At 60.8% G+C, this 24,946-nt stretch carries 18 protein-coding genes and 3 pseudogenes; 15 read left to right on the forward strand and 6 right to left on the reverse strand.

Features of this window, described 5'->3' with window-relative positions; translation table 11 throughout:
- Positions 1–129 precede the first annotated feature (129 nt).
- The 3 genes and pseudogenes from JMY24_RS36135 to JMY24_RS36145 form a co-directional block, all read left to right on the forward strand.
- A pseudogene (locus tag JMY24_RS36135) lies at positions 130–981 on the forward strand (IS110 family RNA-guided transposase); the annotation flags it as partial.
- A 591-nt stretch (positions 982–1,572) separates the two neighbouring features.
- On the forward strand, positions 1,573–2,634 hold the full coding sequence (locus JMY24_RS36140) for an MBG domain-containing protein (RefSeq protein ID WP_236597717.1): 1,062 nt from the start codon (positions 1,573–1,575) through the stop codon (positions 2,632–2,634).
- A 178-nt stretch (positions 2,635–2,812) separates the two neighbouring features.
- The gene (locus JMY24_RS36145; RefSeq protein WP_201703916.1) at positions 2,813–3,082 is read left to right on the forward strand and encodes an IS1096 element passenger TnpR family protein; all 270 of its coding nucleotides are present in this window, start codon (positions 2,813–2,815) and stop codon (positions 3,080–3,082) included.
- Positions 3,083–3,339: 257 nt separating this feature from the next.
- Here JMY24_RS36145 and JMY24_RS36150 read toward each other — a convergent pair whose 3' ends face one another.
- The gene (locus tag JMY24_RS36150; RefSeq protein WP_201703918.1) at positions 3,340–4,077 is read right to left on the reverse strand and encodes a hypothetical protein; all 738 of its coding nucleotides are present in this window, start codon (positions 4,075–4,077) and stop codon (positions 3,340–3,342) included.
- Between the two features lie 750 nt (positions 4,078–4,827).
- Here JMY24_RS36150 and tssA point away from each other — a divergent pair.
- The 8 genes from tssA to JMY24_RS36190 all read left to right on the forward strand — a co-directional run bounded on the left by tssA (position 4,828) and on the right by JMY24_RS36190 (position 12,063).
- Entirely contained in the window at positions 4,828–5,883 is a 1,056-nt protein-coding gene (gene tssA / locus JMY24_RS36155; protein WP_201703920.1) for a type VI secretion system protein TssA, read from the forward strand.
- Positions 5,884–5,972: 89 nt separating this feature from the next.
- Positions 5,973–6,473, forward strand: a complete 501-nt coding sequence (gene tssB, locus JMY24_RS36160) for a type VI secretion system contractile sheath small subunit (RefSeq protein WP_128588217.1) — start codon at positions 5,973–5,975, stop codon at positions 6,471–6,473.
- 23 nt (positions 6,474–6,496) lie between these two features.
- The gene (gene tssC, locus JMY24_RS36165) at positions 6,497–7,993 is read left to right on the forward strand and encodes a type VI secretion system contractile sheath large subunit (RefSeq protein WP_201703922.1); all 1,497 of its coding nucleotides are present in this window, start codon (positions 6,497–6,499) and stop codon (positions 7,991–7,993) included.
- 45 nt (positions 7,994–8,038) lie between these two features.
- Complete coding sequence (locus JMY24_RS36170; protein ID WP_201703924.1) at positions 8,039–8,527, forward strand: Hcp family type VI secretion system effector; 489 nt, start codon at positions 8,039–8,041, stop codon at positions 8,525–8,527.
- Between the two features lie 95 nt (positions 8,528–8,622).
- Positions 8,623–9,459, forward strand: a complete 837-nt coding sequence (locus JMY24_RS36175; protein WP_201703925.1) for a type VI secretion system accessory protein TagJ — start codon at positions 8,623–8,625, stop codon at positions 9,457–9,459.
- A 417-nt stretch (positions 9,460–9,876) separates the two neighbouring features.
- Positions 9,877–10,434, forward strand: a complete 558-nt coding sequence (locus JMY24_RS36180) for a hypothetical protein (RefSeq protein WP_164853868.1) — start codon at positions 9,877–9,879, stop codon at positions 10,432–10,434.
- A gap of 256 nt (positions 10,435–10,690) precedes the next feature.
- Positions 10,691–11,290, forward strand: a complete 600-nt coding sequence (locus JMY24_RS36185) for a hypothetical protein (RefSeq protein WP_128598496.1) — start codon at positions 10,691–10,693, stop codon at positions 11,288–11,290.
- Positions 11,287–12,063, forward strand: coding sequence for a hypothetical protein (locus JMY24_RS36190; RefSeq protein ID WP_128598495.1), 777 nt, complete (start codon positions 11,287–11,289; stop codon positions 12,061–12,063). Before JMY24_RS36185 ends, JMY24_RS36190 begins: the two co-directional genes overlap by 4 nt.
- 1,151 nt (positions 12,064–13,214) lie before the next feature.
- On the opposite strand, the pseudogene JMY24_RS36195 reads toward JMY24_RS36190, so the two are convergent.
- From JMY24_RS36195 to JMY24_RS38985, 4 genes and pseudogenes are all read right to left on the reverse strand, one after another.
- Positions 13,215–13,301 (reverse strand): annotated as a pseudogene (locus JMY24_RS36195) (DDE-type integrase/transposase/recombinase); the annotation flags it as partial.
- Between the two features lie 97 nt (positions 13,302–13,398).
- Complete coding sequence (locus JMY24_RS38975) at positions 13,399–13,644, reverse strand: hypothetical protein (protein WP_236597719.1); 246 nt, start codon at positions 13,642–13,644, stop codon at positions 13,399–13,401.
- Positions 13,645–13,710: 66 nt separating this feature from the next.
- Positions 13,711–13,764 (reverse strand): annotated as a pseudogene (locus JMY24_RS38980) (hypothetical protein); the annotation flags it as partial.
- Between the two features lie 15 nt (positions 13,765–13,779).
- Positions 13,780–13,992 carry a hypothetical protein gene (locus JMY24_RS38985; RefSeq protein ID WP_236597720.1) on the reverse strand — a complete coding sequence of 71 codons (213 nt, stop codon included), beginning with the start codon at positions 13,990–13,992 and terminating at the stop codon, positions 13,780–13,782.
- Between the two features lie 271 nt (positions 13,993–14,263).
- Between JMY24_RS38985 and JMY24_RS38990 the strand changes: the two genes are divergently transcribed.
- From JMY24_RS38990 to JMY24_RS36215, 4 genes are all read left to right on the forward strand, one after another.
- A complete protein-coding gene (locus JMY24_RS38990; RefSeq protein WP_236597721.1) occupies positions 14,264–14,644 on the forward strand; it encodes a hypothetical protein in 381 nt (126 codons plus the stop codon).
- Positions 14,645–15,063: 419 nt separating this feature from the next.
- Positions 15,064–16,371, forward strand: coding sequence for a surface lipoprotein assembly modifier (locus JMY24_RS36205; RefSeq protein ID WP_201703927.1), 1,308 nt, complete (start codon positions 15,064–15,066; stop codon positions 16,369–16,371).
- Positions 16,372–16,467: 96 nt separating this feature from the next.
- Positions 16,468–19,671: a FecR domain-containing protein gene (locus JMY24_RS36210; RefSeq protein WP_201703929.1), complete on the forward strand. Its 3,204-nt coding sequence runs from the start codon at positions 16,468–16,470 to the stop codon at positions 19,669–19,671.
- A gap of 72 nt (positions 19,672–19,743) precedes the next feature.
- Positions 19,744–23,022, forward strand: coding sequence for a CHAT domain-containing tetratricopeptide repeat protein (locus tag JMY24_RS36215; RefSeq protein WP_164853869.1), 3,279 nt, complete (start codon positions 19,744–19,746; stop codon positions 23,020–23,022).
- A gap of 123 nt (positions 23,023–23,145) precedes the next feature.
- On the opposite strand, the gene mltA is transcribed toward JMY24_RS36215, so the two are convergent.
- Positions 23,146–24,945 (reverse strand): murein transglycosylase A, encoded by a 1,800-nt coding sequence (gene mltA / locus JMY24_RS36220; protein WP_201703930.1) that lies wholly within the window; start codon positions 24,943–24,945, stop codon positions 23,146–23,148.
- Between the last annotated feature and the right edge of the window lies 1 nt (position 24,946).

Raw genomic sequence — 24,946 nt, forward strand, 5'->3', positions numbered from 1 at the left:
TATGCACGGTTGGCCGATGGTGAGGCGCTACCTGGCACCCAGAGGAATTGGGCGTTGCACCTCAGAATGACCGACAAACTGTGCATAATTCCGGGGCGTCCATAAAACGTACTATAGAAATGTTTCTATAGTACGTTCAACTGGTACTGGCTCGTTGACGGATTGATGGCCGCCGGCTTTACCGTGCATCTCGCCAATACTGCAGCCATCAAGCAGTACGAAGGTTTGAAGTACGCGGGCGATGAGCGCGACGCGGTATTTCTCGCCCATATCTTCCGGCTCGGGCTGCTGCCCGAAGGCTACATCTATCCGCCGGAGGAACGCGGATTGAGGGACCTCGCGCGCAAGCGCATGCAGCTTGTACAGCAACGTACGCTCCACATCCTGAGTATCGAAACCCAGCTTGCCAGGCAACTGAACCTTCGCATCGACGGCGAAGAGGTCCAGCGTCTCAGCGACGCAGCGGTACGCGCACTCGCGCTGCCGCCGCATGTCGAGCGTGCGTTGATGGCAAATCTGGCGGTATTGCGCACACTGCGTGCAGAGATTGCCTCCCTCAATACGGTCCTTCATCAGCAGGTGAAGCTGCGTCCCGAGTTCGAGATCCTGAAGACCGCTCCAGGAATCGGCGACGTGCTCGCTGCCACGATTATGCTCGAGACTGGCACCATCGCGCGCTTTCCCGGCGTCGGCAATTTCAGCTCCTATTGCCGCTGCGTGGAGAGCAAGCGGATCTCTAACGGGAAGAAAAAAGGAGAAGGCAATGCACGCAACGGCAACAAATATCTCGCCTGGGCCTTCATCGAGGCTGCCGCCATTGCGCTGCGCTGTTGTCCGCAGGCCCGACGCTTTTACGATCGCAAGAAGGCCAGGCGTCTGCCAGTCGTCGCCATGAAAGCGCTCGCGCACAAGCTCGCGCGTGCCGCTTATTACATGATGCGAGACGGCAAACCCTTCGAGGTGCAACGATGTTTTGGCTAGGTTTGGCAGGGGGCCTGCGAGCCCGGTAAATGTGTTGGTATGAACCCAATGAATTGATTGGGCCCAGCCCCCGGCCACCCTGTGTTAGCGAACACTGAGACGCCCAGGCCATGAGCCGACAACAGTCTGGCGCCCGCAAATGGGTAGCCCTGGAATTGTCATGTACTCCTGGACATTGGCCTGGTACCGACGGTTTTCTGGAGCTCGACTTGAGCCAGGGGCGAATGCCAGATCAACGGCACTCGCCTTGATCCTGATGGGTGACTGGCGCGGATCAGTTCCGCAGCCAGACAGACGAGAAACCGGGCGCGTCATCATGCGCTTCGCAACGCGGTGTGGTGATGACAGATTTGAGTGCGACGTAACTTGAGGCGTCGGGTGGATTCATTTACCTCTTTACCTTGGCCTTTCAATGGGTGACACATTTACTTCGTTTTTGGTGACGAAATTACTTTGTTCTACGGCAAACGGGACCTATCACCGTGAACCTGGAGACTGACTGCTCCAGCGGCGACTGTGTATCGACACGCCCTGTCTTCTTCACGAATCTGACACTGGCCACACCCGGCGCTGGCAGCCCAAGGCATAACGGTGCCGTTCGGCATCTCGATGCCGGGCCATACGTTGACGCTCGCGTCCGGCGGGCCGGTCACCGATCCGGGCGGCATCCAGGCGGCGAGCCTGCTGCTGGCCGGTCCCGGTACTTTCACGCTGACCGATCCGCAGAACGATGTCGGTGTGCTCGCGATGCTCAATGCCGGCAACGTGCACTTCCTAGATTCGCACGGCTTCACGATCGGACCTGTCACCGGCCAGATCTATAGCACCACCTCGGGCGCTCCGACGTTTCTCGACGGTACCAGTTCGGCAATGACCGGCAACCTCGTCGCACAGGCGATGGACGGTATTATTGGGCTCAACGGCAGTCTGAGCGCCGGTGGCACGGTCGACCTCGTGATGCAAAACGGCGTTTTCGTGGTCAACCCCAACGGCGCGCTGAGCGCGGCGAACGGCTGGCGGATCTGGGCCAGCACGTGGGTCGGCGAGACACGCGGCAACGTACAGCCGAACACCGCGCAGCCGAACTTCTATGGATGCACGTTCGGGGCCGGTTGCAGTTGGGTCGGCACGGTTCCGGCCAGCGGCGATCACTACGTGTATCTCGCGAGGCCGACCGTAACGGTGACCGCCGCCGGCAACGTGCGCATTGCCGGCGCGCCGAACCCGGTGTTCACGTTTTCGACCAGCGGGCTTATCAACGGCGATACCGCGAACGGCGCACTGAGCGGCACGTTAACCACGACGGCGACGCGCAACTCGGCGCCGGGAAAGTACCCGATCGACCCGAACTTCATGTCGACCGTTGGCTACATCGTCGATGAAGTACCCGGCACGCTGAGCGTGACGCTGGTCAATCCAGTTTCACAGTCCGGGCTGCAGACGTTCTTCGGCAGCCAGCAGCAGACCTTCGTCTATGAAAACAATCTGCAGGGTACGAACATATGCATCGGTTCGAACCAGCCGATCTTCAGCACGGCGCCGCTTGGCGACACTCCGGATCTTCTTTCGGTCGAATGGAAGCGCGTGCGCTCGCAACCAAATTTGAATAGTTGCATGCTGACGAGTGGCCAGCATGGTTGTGGTGATTTCTAGACTCGGTCGGGATGCGGGGCTGCGAATGTGGCAGCCTTGTATAGCAGACCGCGTCAAAGCGGGGGGCACCGATCGGATTTGCGACTATGACTGAAGGAAGTGTCAATAATGGCTCGATCGACTCTGACTCTCCTGAAGCCACTTCCGCTCTGCAATTGCGAATCACAGTCTGCACGGTGTGAGGCCGCCGGTCTGTCGGCGACCTCTGATGCCCGAGGAGATCACAATTGCGCAGCGGCATCATATGCTGCAGCTCGCCATGGGCTGGAGAGTCGAACATCTGCATCGTTTCATCGCCCGCGGATGCTGTTATGGTGGACATCGCGACGGTGCGCCCGAATTCTTCAATTCTTCTATGGTCCCAGACACCCCGTCCCTGGCGGTGTTTGACCTGCACGAACACGAGCGCTCTCTACGACTTCACCGCGTGGTGGCCGTAGCGCGCTGACAAGCCGCTCGCCTGTCGGCGGCAATTCGGTAACGGTCAGATAGCGCAAATCTGCAGCACTGAATTGACGACAATGCGCGAGGCCGTATCGCCGCCCCCCGTGTCCGCCGGCGCCGTCCGCAACGACGCACCAGTAGAGCCGCTCGCTCGACCAGTCGCCGAACGAGTCTTCATTGCGCGGCCGGCCGCCTCGGTCAGTCAGATTTGCGGTGACAAGTTGCACCGTTGACCCCTCATTGGCTGATGGTCTCGCGACGTCATTCCTGCGCGTGGGACTGCGCGGACAGAATGCCCAACACCAGCAAAATGGCGATGCGATTGCCCGGTACGATGTCGATGCCGAGGCTGCCTTCGATCCATTGGCCGATTTCCGTGCGGGCGAAGTCGGCCGGTATCGAACGCTTCTTCAACGCGACGCCAAGCTTGCGCGCGCGGTAGTGATACGACGCGATGCCATAGTGCGCTGCCACTCGCGACAGACCGCCTTTCTTGTTCGAGAGCCAGCCAAGACTGCCGGCAAGCAACATGCGGTCAGCGTCGTCAAGCGAGTCGATGAAGTGCGACGCCGATTCGCGCACTTCTGCTTCGTGCAACCCGTATTGCATCAGAACCGAGCCGACCGGATCGGGATGGAAAGCCGTTTGATGATCAAGCTCGAGCATGACGTCGCTTTCATCCAGCGACACGTTGTGTTGATGGGCTGCACTGCGCAAGCAGTCGATGAGATAGCGGCGAAAGTATGCGCACACTGCACGACTGCTCGAGGGCGCGCTGTGCAGCGGGAAGCTGGTTGCTGCCGTCGGTGCGGACTCCAGACGGAATACTTTCAGATAGAGGAACTGCGAGATGAGCTCTTCCTTGTCCTCGCCGAGCGCCTGCAACTCTGACGGGTGATAGCCCGTCAACGCATGCCGCACGATCGTATAGATGGACGCCATTTCGTCGTGACTTAAAGATGCGCGCCGCTGCCACAGTTCGGGAAGCATGCCGTCCATTGCTGTGGTGCTTTGGGTATTCTCCACCGGTCCCCCCGCAGTGCTGGGCTCTGCTGCCGCGGCGCTTTAGTGTGCACATCGCCGGTCTCGCTGGCACCGGGCACAAAGCATCGCAGCCGTCTGCGATCGGCAAATCGTACGCCCCGTCAGGCGCAAAACGCGTATGCATACAATGCCCAAACAGCAGCGCCAGAACGATAGCCATTTTATTGGCCCGCTCTTTTCGCTACCCGGTAAACCGCATGTGTGATTAATGGTAATTCACGCTGCGGTCCAAACGCGTCTGGTATAAACCCTTAAATGCATGTGCTGCAGAGGTTGCGTCGTGACGGCGCGGAAATTCTCTTGAAAAAAGGAGCGTCCGTTTCGTTTACTTATATGCTGGAAAACGGTGGAGTCCGCCAGAAACGGCGACGATGGGTCTGAAAACAACTGGTATCGTCTTATGTTTACAGTCATGTAAGCCCGTCGTCCCGGTTTAAATAATTAGTGAGCGAGGCGACTGAATATTAGTTGTTTTAACAAGCTGCATCATTTGTATTGATGCATGCCTTTGCTTGTTCACGCTGCGGATTTGTCGAATTCGGATTCGTCGTTGAAGAAATCCGGAGTGCTGCACGAAAATGGGCGCAAAAGCAATTGAATGAGCTTGACGTGCGCTTCTGGAAGTGCTGATTCATTGCAATCGAGGCGCCCCGTGCCGGCCCTTCGCGGTACGTAGAGACTATTCATCCGAGACCGATCCGAGACATGGCCACGCTTGCTGCCGGCGCAATGCTTGCCGAAATTTCAGCTGCCAATCCTTGCGGGGACGACCTCGAGTACGACTCTGAGTTCCTTGAACTGGAACAGGTTGTACATGGCAAGCCGGATGTGCAGTACGGTGAGACCGTTGTCGCCGCCACGCCGCCAGACTGGAAAATCGCGGAAACGTTATCGCTCGGCCTGCTGGCAAAGAGCCGCGATCTGCGTATCGCCGTGCACCTGTCTCGCGCGCTTTTGAACCGTGAAGGTTTCAGCGGTTTTGCGGAGAGTCTCGCGCTTATCCAGGGCCTGCTGGAACAGCGCTGGGACCACGTCTATCCACGGCTCGATCCCGACGACGACAACGATCCCACTGCCCGCGTCAACGCGCTTGCTGCGCTTACCGATCAGTCCGGCCTGCTGCTCGACGTTCGCGATGCGCCGCTCGTGGCTTCCCGCGCACACGGCGTGGTCACCTTGCGCAGCATCGAATATGCAACCGGCGAAGTACCGTCGCCGGATGACGCCGAAGCGCAGTCGCTCAGTTCTATCGACGCGGCCATCGCCGATGCGCACGAAGACGCGGTCGCAACGCATGCGGCCTTGAGCGACGCGCTGAGGAGCGCCACGCGCATCGAAACGGTGTTGACCGAACGTGTCGGTGCTGCGCGCTCGATCGACCTCGCGCCGCTCGTGCGGATGCTGCGGCGAGCCGCCGACTTTATCGGCGAGCGTATCGGAGACACAAGCAGCGATACAGGCGGCGGCCCTGTTTCGACGGATGCGCAGGCCGGCGAGGCAGACGCCGGAGCACGCAAGCTCGCGACGCCGACCGCCATACAGATCTCCGGCGATATTTTGAATCGCCAGGACGTCGTACGAATGATCGACAAGATCTGCGCTTACTACGAACGCCAGGAACCCTCCAGTCCGGTGCCGATGTTGCTGATGCGCGCGCGTCGTCTGGTCGACAAAAGCTTCATGGAGATCTTGCAGGACCTCGCGCCCGAAGGCATGGGCCAGGCGCGGCAGGTCGGCGGTATCGAGAATGAGAACGAGTAGTCGAGCAGGGATAGCTTTTTCACGTTTTGCAACGCCAGTCACGCGCCACGCCGCTCGCGGCTCGTGCAGCGTCAACCAGGGGAACAGTCGTGGCAAAGGAAAGCAGCCAGAAGTTCATCGCGCGCAACCGAGCGCCGCGCGTTCAGATCGAGTATGACGTCGAGGTCTACGGTTCGGAGAAGAAGGTCAATCTGCCTTTCGTCATGGGTGTGCTCGCCGACCTCTCGGGTCAGCCGGCGGACCCGCTCGCGCCGGTAGCGGATCGAAAGTTTCTCGAGATCGACGTCGACAATTTCGACGAACGTCTGAAGTCGATGAAACCGCGTGTTGCGGTGCAGGTGCCGAACATGTTGACAGGCGAGGGCAATCTTGCGGTCGACATGACGTTCGAGAGCATGGACGACTTTTCGCCCGCGGCGGTCGCGCGCAAGGTAGATGCGTTGTCCAGACTGCTGGAGGCGCGAGGCCAGTTGCAAAACCTGCTGACCTACATGGACGGCAAGACCGGTGCGGAGGATCTGATCGCGAAACTGCTGAACGACCCAGCGTTGTTGCAGTCGTTAGCATCCGCACCGAAGCCGCAGGAATGAGCGTGATCTAAGGGGAGTCTACGATGGCTGAACCTACCACCCAAGGGCAAGCGCAACCCGGCGAAACGGCGCTTGAAGTGAGCGATTTCGCCAACTTGCTGCAAAAGGAATTCAAACCGAAGAGCGACAAGGCGAAGGAAGCCGTGGAAACCGCGGTGCGCACGCTCGCCGAACAGGCGCTGCGCGACAGCAACGTGATTTCCGGCGATGTGCTCGCCACGATCGAAGCGCTGATCGCGCAGATCGACGCGAAGCTTACCGCGCAGATCAACCAGATCATCCACTCGGAGGAATTCCAGAAGGTCGAGAGCGCATGGCGCGGCTTGCACTATCTGGTGAACAACACGGAGACGGATGAGTCGCTGAAAATCCGCGTGATGAATGTATCGAAGGGTGATCTGCACAAGACGCTCAAGAAATACAAGGGCACCGCGTGGGATCAAAGCCCCATCTTCAAGAAGCTCTACGAAGAGGAATACGGCCAGTTCGGAGGAGAGCCTTATGGCGCGCTGGTAGCCGATTACTACTTCGATAACAGCGGACCGGACGTCGATTTGCTCACGCAGATTGCGAAGATTTCGGCCGCTTCGCACGCGCCGTTCATCGCGGGCGCCGACCCCGCTGTGATGCTCATGGATTCGTGGCAGGAGCTGGCCAATCCGCGCGACCTGACAAAGATTTTTCAGACCCCCGAGCATGCAGCGTGGCGCTCGCTGCGCGATTCGGAGGATTCGCGTTACGTGGGCCTCGCCATGCCGCGCTTTCTCGCGCGCGCGCCCTACGGCGCCAAGTCTAATCCAGTCGATGAGTTCAATTTCGAAGAAGACACGGCTGGCGCGGACAGCAGCAAGTATACGTGGGCCAATGCGGCGTATGCAATGGCGACCAACATCAACCGCTCGTTCAAGATGTATGGCTGGTGCTCGCGGATTCGCGGCATCGAGTCGGGCGGAGCGATCGAGAATCTGCCGGTGCATGCGTTCCCGACAGACGACGGTGGCGTCGACATGAAATGCCCAACCGAAATCGCCATCAGCGATCGTCGCGAAGCGGAGCTGGCGAAAAACGGCTTTATGCCGCTCGTCCACAAAAAGAACTCCGATTTCGCCGCCTTTATCGGCGCGCAGTCGCTGCATAAGCCGGCGGAGTACGAAGACCCCGACGCCACCGCTAACGCGAACCTGGCCGCGCGTCTGCCTTATCTGTTCGCATGCAGCCGCTTTGCGCATTACCTGAAGTGCATCGTGCGCGACAAGATCGGCAGCTTCAAGGAGAAGGACGACATGCAGCGCTGGCTGCAAAACTGGATCCTCCAGTACGTCGATGGCGATCCGGCGCACTCGACGGAAGAGTCTAAAGCGCGACGGCCGCTCGCCGCCGCGGAGGTGGTCATCGAGGAGGTCGAAGGCAATCCGGGTTACTACACATCGAAGTTTTTCCTGCGTCCGCACTACCAGTTGGAGGGCCTGACCGTATCGCTACGGCTGGTTTCGAAGCTTCCGTCGGCCAAGGCGGCATGACGGAAATCCCTATTCAGTGACGAATTGTTTTGAGCGGAGAAAGACATGGCCATCGATATGTTCATGAAGCTGGGCGATATCAAGGGCGAGTCGCAGGACAAGACCCATAAGGAGGAAATCGAGCTGCTCGCGTGGAGCTGGGGCCTGAGCCAGAGCGGCACGATGCACATGGGCACTGGGGGCGGGGCGGGCAAGGTGTCCGTGCAGGATCTTTCATTTACCAAATACAGCGACAAGGCGAGTCCGCCGATCATGGCGGCCTGCACCAAAGGCACGCACATCGACAAAGCGCTACTGACCGTGCGCAAGGCGGGCGGCGACAATCCGCTGGAGTACTACAAGATCACACTGGAAGGTGTGCTGGTTAGCTCCTATTCGACGGGAGGCTCGGGCGGTGAAGATCGCTTTACCGAGAACGTGACGCTCAACTTCGAGAAGTTCCATGTCGAGTATCAGCCGCAGAACGCGAAGGGTGCAAAGGAGGGCGGCGTGGTCGAAGTGAAATGGAATATTCCCGCCAACGCCGAGAGTTGAACGGGTGAGCGCATAGGGCTACCGCACTGCATGGGCCGCGCCGCCGCAGTGCGATGGCGCGTGGCATGACGTAAGCCTGACCGGAGCGAGCCAGCATGACCGCAGAAGAGCGTTTGCGCGAAGGCGATCTCGACGGGTGCCTGAGTGAATTGCAAAGCCGGGTTCGCAAGGAGCCGTCGAAAGCCGCATATCGCGTCTTTCTGTTCCAGTTACTCGCGGTAACCGGGGCATGGGATCGTGCGCTCACGCAACTCAACGTAGCCGGCGAGCTTGATGCCGCGGCGTTGCCCATGGTGCAAACCTATCGCGGAGCGCTGCAATGCGAGGCGCTGCGCGAGGCGGTTTTCAAAGGCGAGCGAGCGCCGCTAATTTTCGGCGAGCCGACCGGCTGGCTCGCGCTACTACTCGAAGCATTACGGTTCGATGCCGCCGGCGACACCCGCGCGGCGGCCGCCGCGCGCGCGCAGGCGTTCGACGAGGCGCCCGCTACAGCCGGGACATTGAACGGCGAGCCATTCGCGTGGCTCGCGGACGCGGACAACCGGCTCGGCCCCACGCTGGAAACCATATTGAACGGCCGTTATTACTGGATTCCGTTTGCCCGCATCAAACGCATCGAAATCGAGCCGCCATCTGACCTGCGCGATCGCGTCTGGATGCCGGCCGTCTTCACGTGGGCCAACGACGGCCAGGCAGCCGGCCTCATTCCGGCTCGCTACCCAGGCACGCTCGCAGAAAAGAATCCTTCGTTGTGGCTCGCGCATTTGACCGAATGGGCCAGTGACGATACAGCGGCTCCGCATCCCGTGGGGCAGCGCATGTTCACCTCGGATGTCAACGACTATGCGTTATTCGACGTGCGCACCATCGAACTGACGAGTGGCGACATGCATCCGGAAGAGGGCGGCGCGGCCGTGCCGAACCATGGCTGAGCTTACCGCCCGGGACCGCCTGCAGCCTTCGCTGCTGGACCGGCTGACCGACCTCGAGCCCGAGAAGAAAGTGGAGCCGCGAGCGATTGCCGATGCCGGCCAGCGTCTGCGCGCCGGACAGAAGGCCGCCTGGGCGACACGCCCTGCCATGGCGATGTGTTCATCCAGCACGATCGCGAGACACTCGCCAACACGCTGGCCACCTCGCCCGGGGCGCTGGCAACGGTGCGAGAAGTTGGAAGCCTCGCCCGGCAATGCACACTCACGCAAGCGCGACAGCAGCTGCGCCACTGATCTCAAGCGCGCCCGTCAGGCTGAAGCCAAGGCGCATCAGCTAGCCGGCGACATCCGCACGCGCACTCAATTGTTCAGTCATGACATCCTGGCGCTGGCGGGACCGGTACTGGCCAATGGTGGATGCTGTTCGACTTCGTGGTCGATGAGTTGCGACGGCATGAACTCGTGGATCCGCACCTCTTCCGCCCGGTGCGCGTCGCGCTGCAGAATCAGCCCGATGACCTGTTGGCGTGCGCCGGCGTGCTCGATGCAAAACGCGCCGCGATCGTGCATGCCTCGGACGTGCCCGGCGAGCTGGTGCGCGCCGCGTGCGTGCTGCATCGCAAACTGACCGCTTTGCCTGTGTTCTGGCAAGGCTGGCGCCGGCTGCGATCAGAACCGGGCGGCCAGTTCCACGCCGTCTTCAGGCCGTCGCGAAGGTCATGCAACACACGCCGCGCGCGGCAGTTTGCTGGTGACGCGGCGTCAGCGGTTTCTGAGCGAGATGGAAAGCGTCGTGCCGTGTGCCCGATCGCGGCGATTGCGCCGTTGACACAAAAAGATTATCGATCTCGCTCCCCTAGTTGCTTTAAAAAACCGGCAGGCTGTTTCGTTTTCCAAACGGAATTACCAACTTTGTATGCGCAACCCGAAAGTGGCCGTCGATGTCCAAACGCAGAGCTCCTGAAATTCGCTTAGCTGCGGCGCGCACGACGCAACGCTCCAGCGGTTGACCTGAACCTAAGAGATCGACGAGACCTGTCATCGGGCAGTAAATGGATTCTTCATCCCCTCGCTGCAGCGGCCTGTACTCACCAGTCTTTGGGAGGTCCAATGCGCAGAGGGAATTCTGCCGCGCTGTACGCGGTCTACGATCGACGCCGCGGTCGGTGATGCGGTCGACCTCGGTGAACACTCGAACGGCCCATTGACACGCCAATTGAAGGGAGTCGAGATGGCAGCAACCAACGTGATCATCATCGTTCCATCACAGGGCAAAGACGTGGGTGCGTTCTTGGCGGTCGGGCAGGCCTTGGTGCGAAAGGTCTACGGCGGGCGGGCCAAGGTGATCCGTACCAAGGTGACGATTTCCGACGCCGGTGCAACGACGGACGCCAGTGCAACAACGGTCAATTTCGAGACCGCCGACGGCGGCGCGTTTTCTTGGTCGGATGCGCATGACTTGCGCACCCTCATCACTATCAGCCATGGTTTTTCCGGAGACGGTCCGAACCTGGGATACGGCCTAGGCGACTCGCGCTTTCAAGTGTGGGCCAGGGACGAATCCGATGCTTCTGGTCTAAGCAAGGCGGCACAGAACTTCTGGGGCCGAGACGTGGGCAAGGCGCTCCTGAAGCCGGACGGTAAGGTCATCCTAGTCGGCTGCTTCATGGGGGCTGGTGATTACGCCCGCAATGTTGCCAAGGCCGCGAAGGTCAGCACGTATGGTTCAACGGGCTTGATTGGCGCTGGCAACGAACACACCACGTTGAAGTACGTCGGAGCCATCGAAAGGGGCCGCGTGCTGGCGCCCATGGTCGAGGCCAAGCCGTGATTGTCTGGTATGCACAATGGTGGCTCAGCAGCGCACCCCGCCTTGCAACGACGCTTGATCGAAGCGGTCGCACCGTCTCGCGGCCGGAACCCATTGGTGCTACATCTGCTCAGCGCGTGCTGACGTGCCTCTTTGCGGTGCTCTGTGCGCTCGCCAGCCGAGCCACGGCCGCCGAACCAAGCTCATTGTGCTGGCGTGACTTTCCAATTGCGGCCACTGCGATGCATTACGAATTGGCTTTGGCGACTGGGCCGATCGTCCCAGACAGCGTTCTAATTCGCGGCAAGCTCATCAGGCTAGGAGCCGCCGAGAGCCGTATCGCCGACACCCTCGGCCAGGGCGCCACGGTTGTTGAAGACTGGCAACCCCGCGATGTGCAGCAACAGTGCGAATATTTGCTCGAACTGCTCCGCCTGCACCCCGACTCGATGCACCTCTACAAGCTCGGCGAGCTGAAGATGAGGAAGATGTCGGGATGGTTTCGTGTCTTGGAGTGGAGGCTGGACCGTATTGGCACTCTGCGCGCATACACCTACAGGCCCGCTGGCGCGCGGCTCGACGCCACCTACCTCTATCAATTCACGCTGCTGTCTGCAGCGCCGGGCGAGATTCGCCGCAAGCCAGGTGGCGCGTACATCATGATCAAGCCCAGGCCACCGCGCATCGAGTGGAACATCGATACCAATCGTCTCTCGATCGGCCTGTCGGAAGACCAGAGTCTGTATCGCAACTCATCAGACGCACGTTTGAACTCGTCGATCAGCGGTCGATAACCCCTCACCCTCTTCTCGGCGCATTGCGTCATCCGCCCTGCACTTCGGCGCCTTTCCCTTCAAGCGGACCAGTCGCTTATTGGCGAAGTGGCGGACGAAGTCGAGTGACGCGGGTTATTTTACCGCAGCGTGTCCAATAACCCGAAAGCGCCGGACGTACCGGTGAAAACCCTTGGGAAGTTTCAGTACTTTTGTGTGCTTCCTCGCCTCGAATGTCTGAAAACCGTGTGTATCTTCAAAGCTTGATAAGGGTAGTTGTATTTGGTCATTGTGAGGCGCATGTCGACGGGGGATCCCCGCAAGCGTATGGCGAAGGGGCATTGGCCCCTTGTCCATAGCAATGATGCACTGTCGGCTGAGCGCGTTGCCGGATCTCTGGCGGCGGCGCGCATCCCTCACGCAGGACGAAATGGCGCCCATCTATGCGATTGTGCACCGCGCGCTGAAAACGTATTTCCATTCGAGTTGCAGACTCTCGCCGAAGACAAGGGAGAGTTGGTCTCGCAATTCATCTATTTCAAGGTCTTCCGGTCGGAAGCCACGACGATCTCGGTGGAAAGCTTTCCGGAAGATAGCGCACCCACGAATGGTTTTGCGGTTCGCGCATATTTCCGGCGGTATTTTATCGATTGTCTGCGACACGCAGGTCATCAGCGTACCCTGCCCTCAGACGACTCCGGCGCGATGATCGAAATCGAACAGCGGCGCGCCCCGCAAAACGATCCGATCCGCGCTGTGCTCATTCAGTATGATTTCGACGAACTGACGGTGCGCGAATCGGCGACACGGTTGATCTCAGGACTCGACGGCGCTGACCGCTTGCTACTTGCAGGCAGCTTGGGCGCGCTGTCGAATGTGCGAGGCGGCCTGTCGCGCATTGCCGAACGCTTTGAAATCGCTTCCTACCACTATCGCGCGCGCATGCTTGGCGTCACCCTAAAGAAGGGATCGGTTCCGACGGACTTTGCCACTACTAGCATCGGTCAATGGATCGAGCACACGCTCGGCATCGATATCACCTGGGCGAATCGCGGGCAATCCTGCTTGCGCTTGAATCCTAGCCGAACAATCAGGTGCGCAAAACGATCTGAGTGGAGACATTCTTCGCGCATTTCCTCTGCAACGTTGAGGGACCGCGGCCTTGCCGGATCGGCTGGCAGCAGTAGATCGATGGTATTACCGGTCTTGTCGACAGCGCGATACAAGTACATCCATTGACCCTTGACCTTGATATAGGTCTATCGATGGGTCAGCTCTTGCCGATCAGTCGCTTGTGGTGACGAAACGCCTTTACCGATACTGCAATCCACCCAAATTAAGAAAAGGGATCTTTTTTCAGCAAGGTTTTTGCGTCATGGTTTTGTGAGATTTGGAGCGAGGTTTGCGTGGCTTTGAGATTCCTGGCCGATGACGGAAGGTATGGCGTGCGATGAAAGCCAGGGCATCGGCCAGCGAGCTCGCCGCGGCGATGCCGACCAACAGGGATGACAACAGAGGTTTGAGCACGGAATGCACGTAAGCGCGGTTGATGCGTCGATCGGGCGGCAATTCATGGCAGGCGTGGGCGGTCAGGGTGGTCAATGCCTGCAGGTTGTTGCACAGCACCCTAGCGGCGAGATCCTGTACCACCGCGCGTTGTGACAGCCCGGAAACATGTTCGAGATCGAAGCGGTGTTTGAGGCGCTTAAACGCTTCTTCTATTCGCCAGCGCTGATGTCAGTGATGACCAAACTGGCTGGCCGGATACCGCGGCGCGCTATCGAGTAAATTGGTCATCAGGAGGCGTACCTTGCTGGTGGATGCCCCGTGACGCACCAGGCGCACGGTGATTGGCATGGCAGGACATTCATAGTCGAGCGCGTCGCGAAGATCCGGTGCGCGCAGGGTGACGATTTCCTCGTCGAGTCGGGAGCGCAGAAACTGACGCACGCAAGCAAAGCCCCCATTGCCGGATTGCTCGACGCGTATGCAAAAAGGGATGCCGCGCTGACCCAGGACGGCAGGCAGCTACCGGCAGGGATAGCCCCGATCGAGCGCAGGAGGTCATTGCTGAAGGGACGATCCAGGTGCTCGAACGGCATTTGACGCTCGTTCTCATTCACGCTATCCAAGGAAGCGGCGAGCATCTGTTCAGCGCCAAGCAGGAAGAGTCCGAACACAAGCTGGTCGGGCAGCGCGGCACATAACCATTGCGCCCGGCGTGTTCGAGCAGCCGGTCATTGAGCGCCGGAATGGCGGTAGTGGAGAGTTTGGCGCGCGCCTGTGCGAACGCTTGCGCGGATACCTTGCGCAGCAATTAGGCCTGTTGCTGCAGATGGGCGAAGAACTCGTCCAGTTCGGTCTCGACGCTCTTGCGCATGCCCGTGAGCATCAGGGCGATCAATGCCGACAAGGACAATTTGCGACGACGTCGGAACGCCGTGGGATGCTCGGGATCGCAAGCAAGGTGACGAAACTGTTCAGTCTGAGTATATGCGGCGAGATCGGCAAACAGAGTGGGCACAACATGGGGCCAACGAAGATCAAGAAGATCCTCATTGGCCGCAGCCCGAAGTTGGCTTCGCGTCAAGTGCATTTTTAACTCGATTGGGTTCCGGCGCGGCAGACGCGCTTAACTTGGGTGGATTGACGTCGAACTGGGTGCACGCATTGGATTTTCGATCTGCACGGCTCGGGCAATGTCGGCCAATTTCCAGACTCCGCCGACACGCTGTTGAAAAACACGCAAGGTAATTCGTCCTGTACGGATAAGACTTACGCATCGCTCGTTAGCTTGCTCAAAAAATTCCGACGATTTCCTGGGAGATTGGCGTGAAAACTCGACCCCAACGGACCGACAGATCGGGCTGGTCGGATGCACCCACTACCACAAATCGACAAACGCGAGTCGGCGCGGTTTTAATCGTTTTAAATCATCCATTGATCGCGGCGATCGTCACTATGGCGCCGCTTGCCACAAATGCCGCGACAGCAATGGCGGCGACCGAAACGGAGCCAGCATTGTCATCGTCGGAGGCTGCCGGTAAAGGCGAAGCGAATGGAGCCGGCGGTGCGCGCGGCCATAGCCAGCAGTATCGCGACGCGTTCAGCGCAATGATTGCGGACCCCGCGAACGCAGAACGGTCCTTCGAATTTGCTCGCGCGGCGGTGTCGGACGACGACATACGCGGTGCAATTGCCGCTCTCGAACGGATTTTGAAAATCAACCCCGGGCTCGCGAACATACGGCTGCAACTGGGCGAGCTTTATCTGCGCGTCGGTGCAACGGACCTGGCTGCAACGTACTTGCGTCAGGCGCTGCTGGCTCCGGATATTCCGCCTCCTTTGCGCCAACGGGCACAGTCGCTGCTCGGTCAGGCGGAACGTTCGCAGAAGAAGAACTTCTTCTCGGGTACCGTCTATGCCGGGGGGCGTTACGACACCAACGCTAACGCCGGCCCGTCGTCGCCCGAAGTGAGGGTACTCGGCCAGCAAGGCCAACTCAATCAGGCCGCACTGGGCCACAGCGACTGGTCGGGAGAAATCGGCGCGACGCTGAACTATACGTATGTATTCGACAGCCAGGCGGGCAATGACCTGGAGGCTAATTTTTCGACGTATAACCGCCGCTACGTCGATACGCATCTTCTGAATCTCAACAGCTTTGTCACCGACATTGGTCCACGTTTCTATCTTGGCGGTGTGCTCGATCCAAGTTGGTCGATCCGTCCATTCGTTTCCGCGACCTATATTTTTCTGAACAAGGAAACTTACATGGGCGGGTATGGCGGTGGCGTCAACATCAGGAAGCTTTTTTCCTCGGTTTCGTACGTTGATCTAACGCTTGAAAGCAGTTCTCAGCACTTTGAGGATCACGAAGAGTTTCCGGCCAATTCGAACCGGACCGGCCACTACACCGAACTGCGCACTAGCGTGAGTTATCAGCTTTTTCCGGCTACACGCCTCTTTGCCGCGGCGAGTCTCGCGCAACGCAACTCCGATGCGGGCTTCGAATCATTCAAGGAACTTGGACTCGGCGCGGGCGTGACCCAGGTCTATTCCTCTCCGTTCCATTTGACGGCGTATTCATGGAGTACGTCGTTCTATGTCGGCCTGCACCGCAGCGTGTACAACGATGCGGATCCATCGATCGACCCGTCCACCAAGCGGCAGGACAACCGGCTCGACCTGCTGCTGACGAACAACGTCCGCTTGACCGAGCGGCTGACGTTGACGGCGTCGGTCCAATACACCAACAACAATTCGACGTTGCCAAACTTCAAGTATCACGATACGAGCGCGAGCCTCGGATTTGCGTGGAGTTTCTAGACGTTCAACGCGGGGGAGGGCGGGGATGGGTGGTGCGGGTTGTACGACCGGAGAGCGCTGCGAAGCGCGCATCCGACCGATTTCAAGGAGAGCATCATGAACAGGCTGACGATCCCGATGCGTACGTTGCCGGCGCTGATCGCCGGGCTTCTGGTCGCGGCGCCCGTTATGGCGGCGAACGTGGATGGCGCGACGCTGAGGTTTTTACCTGGCCAGGGGTTGAAACCGATTGTTCAAACAGAACGGCGTGTACCGGATGGCGGTCAGCAGGTCACGACCGGTGCGCTGCAGATACTAGAGGTACTGTTCCCGGACGGGACATCGCTGACCTTATCGCCCAATAGCGATGTCACCGTCGACGCCTTCAGCTACGGCGACGCAGGCGGTGGCCGGCTGGCATTGAGTGTGAATCGCGGACTGGTGCGGATCGCGGGCGGAGCGGTAGGCGAGACGACGCCGATCACGGTGAAAACAGCGTTGGGGGAAGTCAAGCTCGATGCGGCATCGGCGGTGATCGAGGTGGATGGCAGCGGGCGGACGCGCGTCAGTATGCTGGCGGGGCACGCGGTGCAGTTTGTGCGCAATGGTCAGACTCAGACGTTGGAGCGCCCGGGATTCGAGCTGGTGTCCAGTGCGCAGACGTCGCTCAATGGTCCTTCTCGCGAGCCGGAAGGCGGCGCGGCAACTGATGCTTTTGGGCTTGGTACCGCGCAGCTGGCGGGGCTGACGCAGCGCGCGGAAGACAACCTCGGGCGCGCGGGGATAGCTGAGCTCGCGGCGATCGGCGCGAATGCTCTTGCGCTTACGACGGAGAATCAACCGGCTGGGACGTTGACATCTTCGGGGCTGCCGGAGACGCCGTTGCCGACTCAAACTCCACCCGCGCCGGGCGGTTCACAGACGGGCGGCGGCCCGGGTGGATTTTCGGAGATTGGGACGATTGGTGGACTGAGCGGTTCGGCCGGCTTTGGCGCGGGATCACTCATTCCAGCGCCGCCTAACTTTGACGGTCAGCCGAGCGCAAGCACCGGACTTAGCCGCTCGGTTTTGCAAAGTCGCGACGCCAACATTCTCCCTGCTCGCCCCGTCGCGTATGGACCCAATGACCCTAATACGGGGAGCGACGCCATTCGTCCTGCCGGACCAACGACTAACCGCCTGTTCATGTCCAGTTTCACAGAAGCAATTTCTGGGCAGCGAGCCCCTGTCGCTGTGCCGTCAATCCAGGGATCTTCGAACACTAATGCGGGAACCCGACTGCAATATGTTTTCCTCGAAAATGACCCTTTTTTTCCTGTATTCAAGCCTGATCCTGCAGACCCAACCCAGATTGATGGTAGTACTGTTATTCGCTCGGGATTTGCGCTTGAGGTGCCCGGTGGCATTGTGCACCAAACTTGGCTAGGCGACGTCACACCGGTGTCTCCCGCCACCGGCAATGTGAGCGCGCCTTTTATTTTGCCGAGAATTCCTTTTGCTGCAGACGGTGCGGTAGCTACTGTCAACGTCTTTCCATACACTAACGGAGCGTCTAGCCAAGGCTCGATCTTTGGTACAGCCGCTGCAAGTCTTCAAGAGGATCTTGGCTTGTCAACAAACTATCGCCTTCTACAGGCGGGGTTCTCGTTGGGCCTGACCAACGCGGGTAGCAACACCGTCGTGCGCAACCCGGACAACTTCCTCCTCCTGCAAGCCCAACCGACCAACGGCGACGGAAGCGAGCAATATCTCTTTGCGACCGGCAACGTCGACGCCGGCCGCATAAACGCCGATGGGACGGTGAATAATAACTTCCAGAACACCTTCTCGGTCAACAAATTCTTCGTCTCCGCGGGGCTGAGCAACTTCAACCAGAAAGATCAAGGCGCAACCGTCGGCTCGGATATTCGCGCATTCATGCGGGAGAACACATCGCTCCGACTCCCGCTCACCGACTCAGGCCTGCTAGTCGTCAACACTGCGGGCTCGGGACCGACCGCGCAAAATGGATTCATTCATGCGGACTTCGGCATGCAAGGCACGGGCAGCACGCAACAATCCACGATTTCGCTGACCATCGGCAACGGCACGTACAAGCCTGTGACGCCGGAGGATGCATCATGTGCCGGTTGTCCGGCATATGAGATCTCGTCATACAGCGTCAACGAAAACGGCCGCACGATCGGCTCCTCGCACGGCAATATCAGCCCAACCCAGGTCGGCACAGTCGCCATCAACAGTCGCCTAATTAACACCTCAGCGGGAGGCGGCAATCCGCAGCTTCCGCTCTCACGCTACGCCGGCTACGCCGGCTACTTCGTCTTTGAAAACTACACGCCGTCAACTGATGTGGGCTTCACCGAGCCACTGAAGGGCGGAACTGAGCCACTGAAGGGCGGAACTGAACACGCGCTCGGCAGCGCCACCGTGTCCGACGTGAACTACGCCGCGTTGCGCCTCGCGACCGCGACGGGTGAGGTCGCCGTCGGCTCTCGCGGCAGCAATGTACTGACCGGTTGGGCCGGCGGCCTCGCGGAAAAGGAGAACCCAAGCGCACCGCTCACCATCGTGCCAGTCGGTACGGGCATGGATGCCAATAACTTCGTGATCCAGACCAATGCCGTCGCGAACCAGGTACAGGCCACAGTGCTACTTTCCGGTCACGCATCGATGACGCTGGGCGGCGCCAGCAACTCATCCGTGATGATCGACGACAGCCGGTTCGGTGCGGCCAACGCGTCTGTCGCGATGGTCAATGCGAACCTGCTGCGCGACGCCAATGGCAACCTGCCCGCCGCGCTCAACCTGCCCAATGGCCAGCCGATACCTGCTTACCAGTACCTGCAATGGGGCTTTCTGTTCGGCGATACGGCCGGTACCGCGGGCACAGATCTCGAACATCTTCACCTCGGCACATGGATCGCAGGGCGCCCCGCCGATCCAAACCAGCTCCCCGTCACTGGCAGTGCGTCCTACTCCGGTCACGCCATCGGCAATGTAGCTAGCGGCGGCGCGGTGTACACCGCAGTGGGCTCCTACGACAACACCTGGAACTTCGCCCAGCGCGCTGGCACCGTGAATATGAACTTCGACGGTGCGCAGTACAGTGGCACGACACAGCTCAAGAGTGGCACCAACTTTCAGGGCACGGTCGCTGCCACCAACCGAACAGGGGGTGTTGTGGGCGGCTTCGTGCAGGCGCCAGGCGGAAGCCCCGTTGCAACACCGCCGCCTGCCGTAGCAGGGCGCTTCGCAATTCAGGAGACGGCCGGCAGTCCCTATCGGGCGTCCGGCATATTTGGAGCCGAACGCAACAAGTGAACGCCGGCGCGCGGGTGCGTCGCGCCGTGACGCACTCACCGCTATGGAGGCTCGGGCAGCAGGATGGGGCATATGCGGCACATCCAGCGTTTCTTGATCACGATCGCCGCCATGCACCTCATCGCGCTGGCGGCGCCGTTGATCGCACAAGCCGTCGAACCCGCGGCCCCGGCAAGGGCACCGGCCGCCGCGACGGCCGAATCGGCACTCGATGTCGCCAAACAGGCGCGCGCGGCGGCATCAGCGAGACACTACGAGCAAGCGGTCGAACTGGGCCAGCGCGCACTCGCCCTGGCTCGCGCGCAGTACGGCCTGCGGCACGAGTACGTCGCTTACATGCTCGATGATCTCGCCACCTGGCGTTATCAAGAGCATCGTCTGGGTGACGCACTGCCGCTCTCGCGCGAAGCGGTTGATATGATCCGCCAAGCGAAAGGCGACACCTCGACCGAGTTGGCGGCGCTGCAAAACAACCTCGCTTCCTTGCTGGTCGCGAAGGGGCAGTTCAAGGAAGCGGGCACACTCTATGAATCGAGCTATGCCATCGACGTCAGAAACGTTGGCCCGAACGACGAACGCGTGGCGCAACTCGCGCGCAATCTGGGCGTCGTCTATCTCGAGTTCTCGCGCTTTGCCGCCGCCGCGCAGCAGTTCGGAACGGCGCTGCGCATCGAGCGTGCCATCCACGGCGACGAAAGCGCCGATGCGGCGCGTGCCTATCTCGATCTCGCTAACGCGCACATTCGGCAGGAAGCAATCGAAGAAGCGCGAACCGAAGCGACGACCGCGCGACGCATCCTTGCAGCGCAGAAGCCGGTCGACGAAGCGAGCCTTACCGGCGCCGATGTCGCGCTCGCCCAGATCGACATCGGCGTGTCGCAGCTGGAAGAGGCGAAGCAACGTCTGACCGAAGCACTAGCGCGCCTCGACCGCGCAGGAGGCGCGCCGACGCTCGCACAGGCTTCTGTCTTATACAACCTTGGCTGGATCGACATCCTGCGCCGCGAGGCGATAGAGGCCGAGCGGGTCTACAAGGAAGTGCTCGCCATCTATCAGCGAAACCTGAGCGATAACCATCCGTCGATCGGCAGAGCGCTGCATTGCCTTGCGATTGTCTACCAGATGCTGGGGCAGTTCGCGGAGTCCGAGCGATTTTATCGGCGGGCCATCGACATTTTCACGGCGAGCTTTGGCGCGCAGGATGCCTCGGTGGCGGCGACGCGGCTGGAATACTCGTCTCTGCTCAGCAAAGAGGGACGTGCCGGCGATGCCATCGCGCAGGCGCGCGAAGCGTTGGCCATTTACGACAGGCTGCCAGGCAACTGGGACCTGAAGCGCGGCTACGCGAACGCGGTGCTGGCGCTGGCTCTGCATCGCGCGGGTGATCTGCCCAATGCCATGAAAACCTACGCTGTCTCGCTGGCTTTTATCACTAGTGTGCGCGGGCCACAGTCGTCCGATCTGCCGCCGGGGCTGACCGATCTCGCCAGGATCGATCGTGCACAAGGTCGCCTCGACGATGCAACGAAGTTGCTGGATCAAGCCATATCGATTCGTGAGAAAGACGGTGCGGCGACACCGGTGGGGCTCGCCGAGAGCCTCTCGGAGATGGCGAACGTGCGTCTTGCGCAGGGCAATCGCAATGCAGCGCTCGAGGTTTCGCGACGCGCGGTGTCCATTGCGCAGCAGCGCCTCGACGTGGCACAACAGTCGTTATCTTCGTCCGCGCCAGGCGAACAGCGGGAGGCACGCGGGCTGTTCGAGCAATTTCTGGAGATCGCCTCGAATCCTGAGACCGTATCCAACGACACGCTGTTGCGCGAGATGTTCGAGGTCGCGCAACTGCCACATCTGAGCAGCACTTCGGATGCGATCAGCCAGATGGCGGTCCGCTTCAGTGCCGGAGACGAGCGCCTCGCTTCCTTGGCGCGCATGCGGCAAGACGCGGTCGAGCAATGGCGTGCACTCGATCGCAGTGTAACGGAACAGATTGCCGAGGATGCGGGAGCCGCGTCCGCGGCCGCGGCGGAACAGCGCAATCGCAACAGCCAGATTCATCTAGCGCAGTCGATCCAGCAGTTCGATAGCACGCTGCGTCGCGACTATCCTCACTACGCCGAGTTGACCAATCCGCGGCCTGTGTCGGCCAGTACGGTGCAGTCACTGCTCAAGCCGCGTGAGGCCTTGCTGCTTCAGGTGACGTCCAGTCAGGCGACTTATGTTTATCTGGTGACGAGCCGCACGCTACGGTTTGCCCGGACCAGCCTGACGAGCGAGCAGCTGGAGAAAGCCGTCGACTCTATCCGCAACGGACTGGACTTTCGCAACATCCACAGGCTTTCAGAACTGCCGCCCTTTGACGTCGCGGCTGCGTCCCTTCTGTATCAGAGGCTGTTTCATCCGTTTGAACCGGAACTGGCCAACGTCCATCACCTGGTCGCGATCGTCGATCGTTCGATGCAAAGCCTCCCACTATCGGTTCTGCTTGCCACGCCGGTCGATAAGGCGCCATCGCGCATGAAGGATTTCGGCCAGCTTGATTTTCTGATACGTCACTTCGGTTTTTCGATCGAACCGTCGGTCAGCTCCTTTGTTCTATTGCGATCCGTGGCGCCGCGCTCCAAGGCTCGCAAACCGTTCGTCGGCTTCGGCGATCCGGATTTGCAAGGCGAAGGCACGGCCACGCGCGGATTGCTGAACGACAAACTGGTAACTGGGGTGGACCCGGCTCTGTTGCGCAAGGCGCTCGTGCCCCTGCCGGAAACGCGCGACGAGCTGACCGCGGTCGGACACGCGTTAAGGGCGGCCGATGCGGATCTCTACTTCGGTCAACGCGCGACGAAGACAACGGTGATGCGGACCGACCTTGCGTCGTACCGCATTCTCGCTTTTGCCACGCACGGTTTGCTGGCGGGGGAATTCCGTGGTGTCGCCGAACCGGCACTCGTCCTGACACCACCGATCACGGCCTCGGCGTTCGATGACGGCCTGCTCAAAGCCAGCGAAATCGCCACGCTCAAGCTCGACGCCGACTGGGTCCTGCTGTCGGCCTGCAACACGGCAGCCCCGGAAGGCCGCCCAGGCGCCGAGGGCCTGTCGGGATTGGCCAAGGCGTTCTTCTACGCCGGTAGCCGGGCACTGCTGGTCAGCCACTGGTCGGTGGCATCGCAATCGACAGCGGTGCTGATGACCACCGCGACCCAAGCCCTGTCGCAAGACCCCCGCACGGGCCGTGCCGAGGCGCTACGCAAGGCGATGCTGTCCCTGCTCGACGGCGCGAATGAAGCGGCTTTCGCACACCCGATTTTCTGGGCGCCATTCATGAATGTGGGAGAGGGCGGCGAGCAATAGCGTCGGGCTGCATTCCCGGCCAACGATTACGCCCCCCGAAAATACGGATGCCGATACAAGGCGCCATACTTCCCTTTGAGCATGTCTAGCTGCGCACCCGATCACGTCGTACATATCCCAAGTCTAGGGTGCGTCGTCGACACACAGCACCGGATCGCTGACGAGGCAGTCGGTGTCCGATACGGCAGACCCCGCACCACGTGTTTTTACTGACGTTTCCTGAGCGGCGACACGCAAACCCTTGGGTAGGAGCACCCACATGCGCAGCCGTTCCTTCGTGCGGCTCGCCTCGCTCTGCGCGGCCTGGCCGAAGCCGTAGAAGTAGTCGGCTCTCACCGCGCCTTGAATCGCGCCGCCGGAATCCTGGGCCAGCATCAGCCGATTGGTCGCACCAGGTGCGCGTGGGTCGTCGCGAGTCGAAACGAAAACGGGTGCGCCGAGCGGCGTGGTACGGGGGTCGACAGCCACCGAACGGCCCGCCGATAGCGGTACGCCCAACGCACCGAGCGGCCCGTTCGGCGAGTCAGGGATTACGCGGAAGAAAACGTAGCTCGGATCCGAGACCGCGAAGGCGCGTCGGGGCACTGGCGAGCCAGACGAATGCGCGGCGGATCCAGCGGCGGGCAGGGTGCCTTCAGCGCTGCGCCCAGCGGCGGGTCCAGCCACTCGTGGCGTCGCCGGGGCGGCCGCCGATGACGCCGTCGTGGCCAGTTGAAAGCCGCGCAGCAAGGGCGATTGTGGGTCGTCGTCCGCCGCGCCGGCGGGCTGCGCATCGTCCCCGGCGGCTGGCGCCGCCGTGTCTTCGTCGCTCACATCGATCTGCATCTCCATGCCGCGCACGACCAGTTTGTGCGCGCCGCTCGCAGCACCGCCGCTGCGCGCGAGCGGCGGCAGAAACGGCCGGCCATTCTGCTCGGCATACGCGAAACGGCGAATCGAGCCATCGGTCATGCGGACCTTCCCCGAGCCTTGCAGTTGCATCGAATACAGCATGACAGGGTCGTCCACGTATGCGAGAACCGGTGCCTTGAGCGCGCCACGCTCGATCTCTGCGCGGGTGTAGTACGGCACGATGCGTTCCCCGTCGAGCCGCAGGCGAATCTTCTTGTCGCGGATGTCGGGTACCGCATCGCGCAAATCGAGCGTATAGAGGCCACCAAGGCCGCTTCCCGTCACATCCGTAAGCGGTATGACATTGTGCCCGTCGATGCGGGCCGCGCTGACGCCGCCGCGCATCCGGCCGGGCACGCGTCGCGCGTCCAGATACAGCATGTCGGAAGGTGTGCCGTAGACTGGATACAGATAAGCGCCGCCGTATTGCCGGCTCCCGCTCAGAAGCGGCTCGTAGTAGCCGGTCATGGTGCCGTCCAGCGTTCCATCCGTGTTGCGGATCTGATAGGCGTTGAAATACATTTCGAAGAACTGCCGGATCGCCGCGACGTCGCGCGCGTTCACGGCACGGGCTGAACCGCACGGCTCCGACCAGCCGGGGCGAGCGCCAAGCACGGAACAACTGCGGCGAAATGCGTCCCACGATGCGCTGACATCGTCCGTCTCCCAGCCAGGCAGATCGGCGAAGCGGGTCGGCGTGTAGTAAGCGTGGCGCGTCGCAAAGCCACCGCTCGCGCTCACGGATGGCATGCGCGGATTGCCCGCAGAGGTGGTATTCCAGCCAGGACTGCCGGGGGCGCCTTGCATGGCTGCGGGGGCACCTGACAGTGATGCGCCTTGCCACCCCGGCCGAGGCGTGCCGCCTGCCGGCGCGGACCCAGCTTGTGCCGTTGCGGCCGCGTTCGTCGTCACAGCAACCGGCGCTGCCGCGGCCGGGCCGCCCATTTCCGCGCCTACGTCCGCCACAGGCCGACTGCTTGCACAACCCGCCAGCAGACCCGCTAATGCAAGCAGAAGATAGGGCCATTGCATA

It is taken from the genome of Paraburkholderia kirstenboschensis (assembly GCF_904848585.1).
In the GTDB taxonomy this organism is placed as follows: Bacteria; Pseudomonadota; Gammaproteobacteria; order Burkholderiales; family Burkholderiaceae; genus Paraburkholderia; species Paraburkholderia kirstenboschensis.

Excerpts from the sequence above, each read along its gene's own strand:
- JMY24_RS36150 (WP_201703918.1), bottom strand. The coding sequence starts at position 4,077 with ATGGACGGCATGCTTCCCGAACTGTGGCAGCGGCGCGCATCTTTAAGT.
- tssA (WP_201703920.1), top strand. The coding sequence starts at position 4,828 with ATGGCCACGCTTGCTGCCGGCGCAATGCTTGCCGAAATTTCAGCTGCC.
- tssC (WP_201703922.1), top strand. The coding sequence starts at position 6,497 with ATGGCTGAACCTACCACCCAAGGGCAAGCGCAACCCGGCGAAACGGCG.
- JMY24_RS36170 (WP_201703924.1), top strand. The coding sequence starts at position 8,039 with ATGGCCATCGATATGTTCATGAAGCTGGGCGATATCAAGGGCGAGTCG.
- JMY24_RS36175 (WP_201703925.1), top strand. The coding sequence starts at position 8,623 with ATGACCGCAGAAGAGCGTTTGCGCGAAGGCGATCTCGACGGGTGCCTG.
- JMY24_RS36180 (WP_164853868.1), top strand. The coding sequence starts at position 9,877 with ATGCTGTTCGACTTCGTGGTCGATGAGTTGCGACGGCATGAACTCGTG.
- JMY24_RS36185 (WP_128598496.1), top strand. The coding sequence starts at position 10,691 with ATGGCAGCAACCAACGTGATCATCATCGTTCCATCACAGGGCAAAGAC.
- JMY24_RS36210 (WP_201703929.1), top strand. The coding sequence starts at position 16,468 with ATGAACAGGCTGACGATCCCGATGCGTACGTTGCCGGCGCTGATCGCC.
- JMY24_RS36215 (WP_164853869.1), top strand. The coding sequence starts at position 19,744 with ATGCGGCACATCCAGCGTTTCTTGATCACGATCGCCGCCATGCACCTC.
- mltA (WP_201703930.1), bottom strand. The coding sequence starts at position 24,945 with ATGCAATGGCCCTATCTTCTGCTTGCATTAGCGGGTCTGCTGGCGGGT.